This is a genomic window from Terriglobus albidus (assembly GCF_008000815.1).
Lineage (GTDB): Bacteria > Acidobacteriota > Terriglobia > Terriglobales > Acidobacteriaceae > Terriglobus > Terriglobus albidus_A.
In genome coordinates, this window is record NZ_CP042806.1 from 2,484,640 (window position 1) to 2,495,859 (window position 11,220).

The following is an 11,220-nucleotide window of genomic DNA, read 5'->3' on the forward strand; positions in this document are numbered from 1 at the left end:
TCCACATACTCAGTCTCAGGGAGGGATTGAATCGTCATGCGTCGACTTGTTGTTCATTGCGTTGCTGCCGCTGCGTTGCTGGCTTCTGTTCCCCTTGCTTCTGCTCAAGTGGGGCTTGCCGCAACGCCCCTAATGGGCGCAACACCTCCAATGGGGTGGAACAGCTGGAACCATTTCTTTGAAAAGGTAACGGATGCGGATGTGCGCGCCACGGCTGATGCCATGATTGCGAATGGCATGCGGGATGCAGGCTATGTCTACGTCAATATCGACGACGGTTGGCAGGGAACACGGCGTGCAGACGGCTCCATTCAGTCGAACGATCGTTTTCCGGACATGAAGGCTCTGGCAGATTACGTTCACGCACGCGGGCTGAAGCTTGGGATCTACTCTTCGCCTGGACCCAGGACCTGTGCGAAGTTCGAAGGTAGCTATGGACATGAAGAGCAGGACGCCCGTACCTACGCTGCCTGGGGCATCGACTATCTGAAGTATGACCTGTGCAGCTTCGGCGGCATGTTGAGCAAGGCAGGCAATGGCGATCAATCGGCTCCTGCTGCGTTTGCTCTGCAGCAGGAGGCTTATCGCAAGATGCATGATGCTCTGCTCGCCACGGGGCGGCCGATTGTCTTCAGCCTTTGCCAATATGGTATGAGCAGCGTATGGGAGTGGGGGCCTCAGGTCGGAGGAAATCTCTGGCGCACGACTGGTGATATCAGTGACAAGTATGACCGGATGTCGCTCATCGGTTTTCAGCAGGCAGGGCTGGCGCGTTACGCGAAGCCTGGCCAGTGGAATGATCCTGACATGTTGGAGATCGGTAACGGCGGTATGACGCTCGATGAATACAAGACCCACATGAGCCTGTGGGCGATTCTGGCAGCCCCGTTACTGGCTGGCAATGATCTCAGCAAGATGAAGCCAGAGCATCTGGCGATCCTGGTCAATAAGGATGCGATTGCCATCGATCAGGACCCGTTGGGCAAGCAGGGTGACCGCGTCTCGGCGGTTGGACCCTATGAAGTATGGAGTAAGCCGCTGGCACACGGCGGCATGTCGATAGGGCTCTTCAATCGCGGAGAACTGGCACATCCGGTCACTGCGAACCTGAAAGAGCTAGGCATTTCCCGAAAGGAACATCTGCGGGATGTGTGGGCCGGCAAAGAGATGTCCTATGCCGACATGTTTACCGCGACCGTTCCTAAACATGGCGTCGTGCTTCTATTGATCCATCCGTAATGAAGACAGATCGCAGCCCACATACGGAGACAAAACTGGATTGCTTGGGGGCGAGTCGTAGCCTTCGCTGGGTTCTATCTTCTTGGAACAAACAATGCTGGATCGAGCCGTCCTACAAAATGGCGCTGTATCTGACGTTGGAAAAATACGATCTGTACGAATTTGATACAGCGTCAAGTTAATCGTTTGTTTGAGGGAAAAGCCACAACATAAATTTCTCATAGACCTGTTGCAGACGCATGTTAGACTGCTCCCTACCAATACAAACTTGGATTTTGCAGATGCTTCCTGCGGGAGCTCCAGGGGTTTTGCCCTTTGTGGTGCGTTTCTGGTGATCGCAGCATCTTTGCTTGCCGTTTGCGGAGTGGGTTCTATGGTTAGCGGTTTTTTGCCTCGGTTCGATGTGGGAATAATGTCTTCAACTGGTCGTATCGGCCGTATCTTCCCCAGATATTTCCTTCTCTTTACAGCTCTTTTGATGTCGGTGGTAGCGACGCTACCGGTGCAGGCGCAGTCGCCACAGACGCTCCGTAACCATGTGATGCCGGCAGTGACGCAGGGCACGGCGCCCATGGTGGCTGCTATGTCAGAGAGCGAACAGATGAGCTTTTCGATTGTGCTTCCGCTGCGCAATCAGTCAGAGCTGACGAGCCTGCTGAAGCGTCTCTATGATCCGAGCAGTCCCGATTACCGGCAGTTCCTCAGTGTGTCGGAGTTTACCGAGCGCTTTGGCCCGACGGCCCAGGACTACGAGACGGTGGCAAGCTATGCCCGTGCGAATGGCTTCACGGTAGCCGATGCTCCGGCAAATCGCATGGTGCTCTCCCTGTCCGGCACCGCGGCTCAGGTAGAGAGCGCCTTTGGCGTACGGATGAACTATTACCAGCATCCGACAGAGAGCCGCACCTTCTTCTCTCCGGACCGGGAGCCTACTGTCGATCTCGCCGTGAAGATCGCTCATATCAGCGGCCTTAATAACTTCTATCTGCCGCGGCCGGCATTTCAACTTGGCAGCAATGTCCAATCCATGGCGTCCGTTAACGGATCGGGACCTGGCGGATCGTACCTCGGCAGTGATATGCGCGCGGCCTATTACGGTGGCTCCACCCTGGACGGTAATGGACAGGTTGTCGGCTTGCTGGAGTTCGAGGGCTACAACAAGAGCGACGTCGACCTGACCTTTACCAATGCGGGGCAGACCTACAAGGTACCTGTAACGAATGTTTTGCTCAATGGGATGACCGGCGCTCCGGTATCAAGCGGAGGCGAAGCAGAGGTCGTACTGGATATCGTCCAGGCTATTGGCATGGCGCCCGGTCTCAAGCAGGTGCGCGTCTATATCGGCAACAACGATGCGTCCATGCTCAACTCCATGGCATCGGAGAATCTTGCTAAACAGATCGGCTGCTCCTGGAGCTGGCGGCCTGACGATCCTGCGGTTGCTGATCCTTTCTTTCAGGAGATGGCGGCCCAGGGACAGAGCTTCTTTACCGCATCTGGAGATAACGGCGCCTTTGCAGCCAATGTCCCCTTCTACTTCCCGGCCGAGGACACCTATGTCACGGCAGTAGGTGGTACCCATCTGACGACAAGCGGAGCCGGCGGAAGCTGGGTTTCGGAGACAGCATGGAATAGCAGCGGATACGGTACCGGCGGCGGTGTCAGCCCCGATAGCATCGGGATTCCGAGCTGGCAGGCGGGCTTGGCCACGACCGCAAATGGCGGTTCCACCACATTACGCAATGTTCCTGACGTGGCCATGGAAGCCGACTTCGATAACTACATGTGTTACATGGGAACCTGCATTACCACCGGCGCCGGCACGAGTTTCGCCGCTCCGCGATGGGCAGGCTTTATGGCCATGGTGAACCAGCAGGCCATCGAAGCGGGCAATGCCCCTAAGGGCGGACTCGGCTTTATCAATCCGACCATCTATGCCATCGGCTCCGATAGCCGCTTCGCCACTGAGATGCACGATACTACCAGCGGAAATAACCAAACTGCTGGGCAATCTGTCTGGTATAGCGCTGTGACCGGCTACGATCTGGTAACCGGATGGGGCAGCGCCAATGGTCAGAACCTGATTGACGAGCTCGCGGGAAGGCAGGTCCCCGGCTTCTGGATTGCCGCGGCGGACGGCACAGTCTCTCTGAATCAGGGGAAGACCAGCTCGACCACGATCACGGTAACCGATGCCGCCGATTTCACCGGCAGCGTGAATCTAGCGGTGACCTCGACGTTGCCTACGGGGGTGACGGCAACCTGGGGTACGAATCCCACGACTAACACCAGCGTGCTGACGTTCACCGCAACCGCTTCGGCGCCTGAGAGTTCCACGCCGGTAACGATCACCGGAACCTCTGGAAGCCTGACGGCAACGACCACACTAACGTTGGCCGTTCATCAGCCGAGTTTCACGCTTTCTCCATCACCTGCGACGGTATCGGTGAATCCCGGCAACTCCGTTACTTCCACCATCACGGTAACGCCGAAATATGGTTTTAGCGGCGACGTGACCCTTGCTGCCTCCGGGCTTCCTGCAGGTGTAACGGCGACCTGGGGGACGAATCCTACCACGGGTTCCAGCGTGCTGACGCTCGCAACCAGCAGCTCTACCCTCGGCGGTACTTATCCAATTACGATTACCGGAACCTCCGGCAGCATCACCGCCACGACGACGGTCTCAGCGGTGATCCAGGCGCCGAGTTTCCGCATCAGTGGATATGGCAGCGTCAATATCGGCAAGAATGCTTCCGGGTCCGCTTATTTCTATGTAACGCCCCTCTATGGATTTACGGGGAACGTGAACTTTACGGTATCTGGTTTGCCGACGGGAGTTTCCGCGTATTTCTCTCCCGCTTCGAGCGCCTATTCCTCGACTCTCTATCTTTCGGCAAGCGGCGCTACGCCCGGACAATATACGGTCACTGTTACGGGAACCTCCGGTAGCTTAACAGCTTCGACAACTTTCATTCTGGGCATCTATGAGCCAAGCTTTACTCTAAGCTCTAACGGATCAGTTGATGTCGGTCAGGGAAGCTCTACATCCGCGTACGTGTACGTCAGCGGGCAGTATGGTTTCAATAGCAATGTCAATCTCTCCGTCTCCGGTCTTCCCAGTGGCGTATCGGTTCTATGGAATCCGAATCCTACTACCTACTCCAGCACACTCTCCCTGATTACTTCCAGTAGCGTCCCGACGGGACAATATACGCTCACGATCTCCGGCAAGTCCGGCAGCCTGTCCGCCTCAACGACGTTGAAGCTCAATGTCTATGCACCGACGTTCAGCATCTCAGGCTATTCGAATGTGACGATCGGCCAGGGGAGTACGGCCACTAACTACGTCTATGTCAGTCCCCAATATGGGTTCAATGGCAGCGTAAATCTTTCGGTATCAGGCCTGCCGAGCGGAGTCACGGCTGCATTTTCTCCGAATCCAACTACGGGATCCAGCAACCTCACCTTCACCGCAAGTTCGAGCACGGCGGTAGGCCAGTATCCGCTGACGATCACAGGAACTTCGGGAACAATTACAAAGACGTTCTCCACGACACTGAGCGTCTATACTCCCACCTTTACACTCTCTGGTAGCGGCACCGTCAATATTGGACAGGGAACCAGCGGCACGGGGTATCTCTACGTCAATGGTCAGTATGGATTTTCGGGTAACGTGAACCTGAGCGTATCGGGTCTTCCAAGTGGCGTGACCGCCACGTTTTCCCCAAACCCAACGACAGGTTCCAGCCAGATCACGTTTGCAGCGGCCAGCAGCGTTGCCGTGGGACAATACCCTCTCACCATTACGGGTACGTCCGGTTCTAAGACGGTTACGATGACCATGACTCTCGGCGTGTATACGCCGACCTTTACCTTGTCCGGTTATGGTGCATCCATCGGGCAGGGTACCTCGGGCAGTGGATATGTTTACGTCAACACACAGTATGGGTTCAGCAGCCCCGTAACCCTGTCTGCCACTGGCGTGCCCAGCGGTGTAACGGCGACGTTCTTATCAAACCCAACAACAGGTTCCACTACCATCACGTTTGCCGCGAGCAGCTCTGCTGCGACCGGACAGTACCCGATTACGATTACAGGAACCTCCGGCTCCCTAACGGCGACGACAACATTGACACTGAGTGTTTATGCGCCGTCATTCACTCTATATAGCTATGGTGTGAGCATGGGGCAGGGAAGCACTGCCTCCGGCTACGTTTACGTCAATTCGCAATATGGATATCCGGGCAGCGTAACCTTGTCTGCTTCCGGACTGCCGGCGGGCTTAACCGCTTCGTTTACGACCAATCCCACGACCTCCAGCAGTCAGGTCTCCTTGACGTCCAGTTCCGCTCTGGCGCCAGGGCAGTATCCGATAACCATTACGGGAACCTCTGGAAGCCTGACGGCGACAACTTCGCTGGTCGTCAGTGTCTATGCCGCCGGATTCTCGATCAACACTCCTTATTTCGGAAGTGCTAACCCTGGCACCACGCAGACGGGAACGGTCACGGTGAATCCCCAGTACGGTTTCAGTGGAAATGTCACGCTCTCCGCTACAGGTTTGCCGAGCGGAGTTACGGCCTCATTCTCGCCGAATCCCACCACGGGTTCGAGCATCATGACACTGACGCTGAGCAACAGTGCGACTCCTGGTTACTCACAGATCACTGTTTCTGGTGTCTCCGGTTCCGTCACTGCCGTGGGTTCAACATCGCTCACGGTCAATCAGCAATCATTTACAGTCTCTTCCGCTCCAGGAGTCCTGAACCTGTCTCCAGGTACCACAGCGAAATCGAGCGTTATGGTGAAGCCGCTGAATGGGTTTAGCGGCAGCGTAAACTTTACTGCTACAGGTTTGCCCAGCGGAGTTACGGCTTCGTTCTCTCCGAATCCCACGACCGGAAGTGCGATCGTGACGTTTACCGCCGATAACTCGGCGACTGTCGGCTCTGGAACGGTGACGATTACGGGAACATCGAATGGTGGAAGTGCTTCGACGGCACTCACCGTAAACGTCGTTGCGGCATCGACGGCGACGTCGACCTCGCTTTCGGCGATCTCGAACGGTACGGCTGTGACTTCTATCGGCACCGGATCGCCAATTGCTCTAACCGCGGCTGTGACGTCTGGCGCTACGGCGGTAACCAGTGGCGAGGTGATCTTCTGCCAGGATGCGGGCACCACGTGTGATGTGGGGCATCGATTTGCTTCGGCACTGCTCGGAAGTGGAGGGAAGGCTGTTGTTCGCTTGATCCCCGGTCCGGGAGTTCATAGCTATGGCGCGACCTTCCTGGGAAGCAATGGGCTCTCAGCCAGCACATCCAGTGCCGTGGCTCTCACCGTGACAGCAACGCTGCCAACGACAACCACGTTGTCCTCCAGTGGCAGCCCGGGTAACTACACACTGTCTAGTACGGTTACGGGACAGGGAAGACTGGCTCCAGGGGGCACCGTTTCATTTGTCGATGTGACGAGCAATAACGGCATAGTGAAGGCGCTGACATTGTCGCCTTCCCAGACAAATGCCAGCTTCGCAACCAGTGCAAGCGCGGTGGGTAGCACGTCGCTCTATGGTCTCGCTTCTGGAGATTTCAATGGAGACGGCGTCACTGATCTTGCAGTTGGAAATTCATATTCCAAGCAGCTCACGATTCTTCTTGGCAAGGGAGACGGCACTTTTACTGCCACGAGTCAGGGACTTACGACCACCAGCCAGCCGCTTGCCAGCGTGGCGGGAGATTTCAATGGAGATGGCAAACTGGATCTCGCGGTCGCCTGCTCCAATGCGAATGCCCTCTTGTTCTTCCTCGGGAATGGCGACGGCACATTCCAATCGTCAACTGCTTTGACAACGGGAAATAGCCCGGTCGGACTTGTGGCGGAAGACTTCAACCGCGATGGCAAGCTGGACGTAGCGGTTGCGAATAGCTATAGCAACACTGTCAATATCTTCCTTGGCAATGGAGATGTTACGTTTACGAACAATCAGAGTCCTCAGACCGGAAATTCTCCGCGAGCGATTATCGCTGCGGATTTCAACAAAGATGGCCTGATCGATCTGGCGGTCGCGAACTCCGACTCAACCCTGACAATTCTGCTGGGAAGCGGAGATGGATCGTTCACTGCGGCTCTGAGTCCGTCTACAGGCTCTTATCCAGTCGCTATCGCTGCGAGCGACTTGAACGGCGACGGTATTACTGATCTGGCAGTGGCAAATTCAAGCAGCAGTACCGCCACCATTCTGTTGGGAAATGGTGATGGTACGTTTACGGCAAGTGTCAGTGTGGTTACGAGTTCGAATCCGGGATCGATCGTTGCAGGCGACTTCAACGGCGATGGTAAACAGGACCTTGTTCTTGCAAGCACTTATCAAAACGGCGTTTCTCTGATTCCTGGAAAGGGCGACGGTACGTTTGGTGCGAGCGTAACGACGTCGTCAGGAACGTCCCCATCCTTTCTGTTAGCGGGAGACTATAACGGTGATGGTGTGCCGGATATTGCAGCTCTAAACGCCAGCAGCGGTCTGGTTACCACACTTGTATCAAAGTGGGTTCAAACGGCAAGTGCTTCAGCAGCGGGGGTATTCCCGTTCGGACAGGGACAGCACCAGGTCAAAGCCAGTTATGCGGGCGATGCCAGCTATCAGGGAAGTTCCTCAAGTGCGATAACCCTCACAGCTCAGGCCGGTCCGCCGGCGGTGACGGTAACACCAGCTTCGGCTACGATATCCGTCTTGCAGCCACTGACGGTCGCAGTGAATGTGGGGGCCGGAAGTGGATACCCGACTCCTTCCGGAACCGTTACATTGACCAGCGGCAGCTATAGCGCACAACAAACACTGGCTTCCGGTGCCGCCAGCTTTACGGTTCCTGCCAACGCACTTGTTGTGGGGAATGACACGCTGACTGCAGCCTATGTGCCGGATGCCTCGAGTACATCGACGTATACGAATGCAAGTGGAACCGCAGCGGTTAAAGTGACGTCAGCGATTACACCGACGGTCACGGTAACTCCTGCTGCGTCGAACATTACAACTGCACAGCCGCTTTCGGTTTCAGTAGGCGTTGCCGGCGGTAATGGAAACCCAACACCAACCGGTACTGTTACGTTGACGAGTGGAAGTTACAGTGCACAACAGACACTTAGCTCGGGCTCGGCGACGTTCAGTATCGCTGCGGGGACTCTGGCTGTCGGCAATGACACGCTGGCAGTTGCATATGCACCCGATACGTCCGGTGCCACGATCTATACATCCGCCAACGGATCGGGAGCAGTGACGGTAACTCAGGTCATTGGCAGCGGCTCGGCTGCGTTGGCGATGACCGTATCGCCTGCAGTCATCACAGATAAGCAGGCTGCCACGGTTAGCATCTCCGTGGCAGGTCCGAGTGGACAGGCCGTACCGACCGGTACTGTAACTCTTAGTAGCAGTACCTATACGTCTCAGCTCACACTGGCCAATGGAAGCGCAAGTGTTTCGGTTGCTGGCTCAAGCCTGAGCAGCGGTTCGAACACACTCTCGGTGACATACTCCGGAGATGCAAACTATGCCTCCACCACCGGATCCGGAACCGTAACGGTCACACCCGTTGTGGCCGCGGGAGCGACGCCGTCTCCGGTGAATCGTGGGTCGAATACAACCAGCACCATCACCTTCAATGCCGGCAGCGGCTACAGCGGCACGATGAATGTAGTCTGCGCGCTGACAGCCTCGCCTTCCGGAGCACAGAATGCGCCCACCTGCAGTCTGTCGCCCTCGAGCTTCTCACTGACTGCAGGCGGTAGCGGTACGACGACGCTGACCATCCGTACAACGGCGCCCACATCTGCGGCGTTGACGATGCCTGGCAATCCTCGGAGCTGGGGAGCAGGTCTGGTGGTTGCGGCATTTGCTCTACCCGTCCTATGGTGCATGCCGCGTCGTCGCAAGCTGATTCCGCTCCTCATGCTGCTGATGGCTATCACAATCACAATCGGCAGCAGCGGTTGCGCCGGAGGAGGAAAGTCTTCCTCTTCGGGCTCCACGGGCTCGACAGGGACGACCACGGGTAGCTACACCTTTACGGTAACGGGCACGGATGCGACCAACACAAGCGTCTCCGCTACTACGGCCGTCACGGTCACCGTCCAATAGCAATCGCACCTTGTTGCATCTACTAGGCCGCATGGGGAACAACCCATGCGGTTTTTGTTTTAGAGGCCATCCTTCGGTTCCTATTGACCAACCAGGGAGGAAGTTTGAGAGCATGGACAGGTCACAAGGAGCCGAACGCAATGGAACGTATCGATGGTCTTAGTCGTAGAAACCTGTTGAAACGTGGTGCGCTCGCACTCGCATCGGCAAGATTGGCCCGCTTTGCGAAGGCACAGAGTGTGGCGGCATCAGGGCCGTACGGGCCGACCTGGGATTCACTCAAGCAGTGGCGAATGCCGGAATGGTTTCGCGATGCCAAGTTTGGCATCTGGGCGCACTGGAGCGCGCAATGCGTGCCGGAGCAAGGAGACTGGTACGCACGCCGCATGTACCTGCAGGGAGACGCCTGCTACGACTACCACGTGAAGACATATGGGCATCCGTCGAAGGTTGGCTTTAAAGAGATTGATTATCTATGGAAGGCTGAGCGCTGGCAGCCGGAACAGTTGATGGAGCTCTATGTGAAGGCGGGAGCAAAGTACTTTATGGCGCTCGCCTGTCATCATGACAATCTGGACTGCTTCGATTCCACCCACCACGCATGGAATACCACGCGGGTGGGCCCTGGAAAGGATATCGTCGGCACCTGGGAGAAGATCGCTCGCGCGCACGGAATGCGTTTTGGCGTTTCCAACCACACTTCGCATGCCTGGCACTGGCTGCAAGCGGCCTATGGATACGATCCCGAGGGGCCGATGGCAGGAGTCCGTTATGACGCCTATCAGCTCAGCGCTAAAGATGGAAAGGGAACCTGGTGGGATGGACTGGACCCGCAGGAGCTCTATACCGGCCGGAATATCGTCATGCCCGATGGTTTCAAGACAATTGCAGAAGCCAATGCCTGGCATGAAAAGCACGATCGTGTCTGGGATGAAGCTCCGCCGCGGGCGAACCCGGAGTTCGTCCGCACCTGGTATCTCCGGTGCAAAGATCTGATCGACAAGTACAAGCCCGATCTTCTCTACTTCGACGATCGCGAATTACCGCTCGGCCAGGCTGGTCTCGATATTACCGCGTACTACTACAACGCCAGCCTGTCGTGGCATGGAGGCCAGCAACAGGCCGTTGTTGCGGCGAAGGAATATAGTCCCGAGCATGCGGGAGCAACGATGCTGGACATCGAACGTGGTCGTGCCCAGGGCATCCTGGAAGCTCCGTGGCAAACGGATACCTGTATCGGTGACTGGCACTACAAACGCTCGCTCTTTGAAAAGCACGAGTACAAGACTCCGGACTGGGTGGCCAAGTCGCTGGTCGACATCGTCAGTAAGAATGGCAACCTCATGCTGAATATTCCTGTCCGCGGAGACGGCAGTATCGATGAGGACGAGCACAAGTTCCTTGCGGAGTTCGGTCGCTGGATGTCAGTGCACGGAGAGGCCATCTACGGTACCCGTCCCTTCAAGATCTATGGCGAAGGCGCACCGGATGTGAGCGGATCGCATAATTTCAACGAGTCCAAAGCAAGAGCCTTCGACTCCAGCGACATCCGTTTCACCGCTAAAGGCGATGTGCTGTATGCGTTCGTCCTGGGATGGCCGGCAGATGGCAAGGTGAGCATTAAATCGCTCGCTGCAAACAATGCGATGTATCCCCGCAAGATCGGTTCTGTCGAGATGCTGGGGGGACATGGTCGCCTCGAGTTCCGTCAGGAAGCGGAGGCGCTGACGATCAAGCTTCCAGCAAAGCCGCAAGACCGTCTTGCCGTCTATGCCTTCCGCATCCGCGCTTGAACGCAGTGATCAGAAAACAGCAAGGGCAGAGCCGAGGCTCTGCCCTTGTGCATT

Annotated in this window: 3 protein-coding genes; all 3 read left to right on the forward strand. The window is 56.5% G+C overall.

Features of this window, described 5'->3' with window-relative positions; translation table 11 throughout:
• Nucleotides 1-36 precede the first annotated feature (36 nt).
• The 3 genes from FTW19_RS09925 (at nucleotide 37) to FTW19_RS09935 (ending at nucleotide 11,166) form a co-directional block, all read left to right on the forward strand.
• Entirely contained in the window at nucleotides 37-1,239 is a 1,203-nt protein-coding gene (locus FTW19_RS09925; protein WP_147647473.1) for a glycoside hydrolase family 27 protein, read from the forward strand.
• Between the two features lie 412 nt (nucleotides 1,240-1,651).
• Nucleotides 1,652-9,373 (forward strand): FG-GAP-like repeat-containing protein, encoded by a 7,722-nt coding sequence (locus tag FTW19_RS09930; RefSeq protein ID WP_187143402.1) that lies wholly within the window; start codon nucleotides 1,652-1,654, stop codon nucleotides 9,371-9,373.
• Nucleotides 9,374-9,513: 140 nt separating this feature from the next.
• A complete protein-coding gene (locus FTW19_RS09935) occupies nucleotides 9,514-11,166 on the forward strand; it encodes an alpha-L-fucosidase (RefSeq protein WP_147647475.1) in 1,653 nt (550 codons plus the stop codon).
• The last annotated feature ends 54 nt before the right edge of the window (nucleotides 11,167-11,220 follow it).

What these genes read in the sequence shown, in the direction of transcription:
- FTW19_RS09925 (WP_147647473.1), top strand. Translation starts at nt 37, where the DNA reads ATGCGTCGACTTGTTGTTCATTGCGTTGCTGCCGCTGCGTTGCTGGCT.
- FTW19_RS09930 (WP_187143402.1), top strand. Translation starts at nt 1,652, where the DNA reads ATGTCTTCAACTGGTCGTATCGGCCGTATCTTCCCCAGATATTTCCTT.
- FTW19_RS09935 (WP_147647475.1), top strand. Translation starts at nt 9,514, where the DNA reads ATGGAACGTATCGATGGTCTTAGTCGTAGAAACCTGTTGAAACGTGGT.